This is a genomic window from Mediterranea sp. An20, assembly GCF_002160055.1.
Taxonomy (GTDB): domain Bacteria; phylum Bacteroidota; class Bacteroidia; order Bacteroidales; family Bacteroidaceae; genus Bacteroides; species Bacteroides avicola.
This window is the reverse complement of sequence record NZ_NFJV01000077.1, coordinates 1-1,009: the sequence shown is the minus strand read 5'-3', so window position 1 is coordinate 1,009 and position 1,009 is coordinate 1. Positions and strand designations below refer to the sequence as shown.

Genomic DNA, 1,009 nt, shown 5'->3' with positions numbered 1-1,009 from the left:
GTTTCCGCTTACCGCCTGGCCTGGGAGTGCCACCGGCAGATGAGCCTGGCGGAGGTGGATGGGGCGTTTTTATGATGCTGTTCTAATCTTTTTCATACTTCATTTTTATGAACGCAATCTTGATGCAAAACCTCGGACTTATCGTGGCCGCCCTGGCGACGGCAGTCGTCCTGGGCCAGATCATCATTCCGAACATCCTGCTGGTCTCTTTCCGCAAGCGTCTGTTCGACGTGCCCGATGCCCGCAAGGTTCACCGTAACCTGGTCCCCCGTCTGGGGGGCGTAAGCTTCTTCCCGGTCATCCTGTTCTGCGTGTGCCTGTTCATCGCCCTGCGCCTGCTGCTGGGCGGTTCCCCGGACAGCCTGTTCCTTCCCGGCATGACGTCCGAGCTGCTGCTGTTCACCTCGGGCCTGACGCTGCTCTACATCGTGGGCGTTGCCGACGACCTGATCGGTGTCCGCTACCGCAAGAAGTTCGTGGTCCAGCTTTTGGCCGCCCTGATGCTCCCCCTTTCGGGGCTGTACATCAACAACTTCTACGGCCTGTTCGGCATCTACGCCGTCACTCCCTGGCTCGGCATCCCGCTGACGCTGGTGCTGGTGGTCTTCATCACCAACGCCATCAACCTGATCGACGGCATCGACGGACTTGCCTCCGGTCTGAGCATGGTCGCCCTGGCCGTGTTCGGCGGTGTGTTCATCCACAGCGGCTGGTGGGTCTACGCCCTGGTGGCTTTTGTGAGCATCGGGGTGCTGATTCCCTTTTTCTCTTATAATGTTTTCGGGAACGCCGCCCGGGGCCGGAAGATTTTCATGGGCGACACGGGCAGCCTGCTGCTGGGCTACCTGCTGAGCCTGTTCACGGTGAAATACTGCATGTACACGGGTCCCACTCCCGACGAGATAGCCGGTTCTCCGGTGCTGGTTTCCTTCAGCGTGCTGCTCATCCCCTCGCTGGACGTGGTCCGCGTGGTGCTGCGTCGGGTCCGCAACGGCAAGAATCCCTTCCT

Annotated in this window: 1 protein-coding gene; it reads left to right on the top strand. The window is 60.4% G+C overall.

Going from position 1 to position 1,009, the window contains the following annotated elements; genetic code table 11:
• Window positions 1-107 precede the first annotated feature (107 nt).
• The coding region (locus tag B5F34_RS17185) for an MraY family glycosyltransferase (protein ID WP_239449030.1) at window positions 108-1,009 on the top strand (902 nt) is incomplete at its 3' end.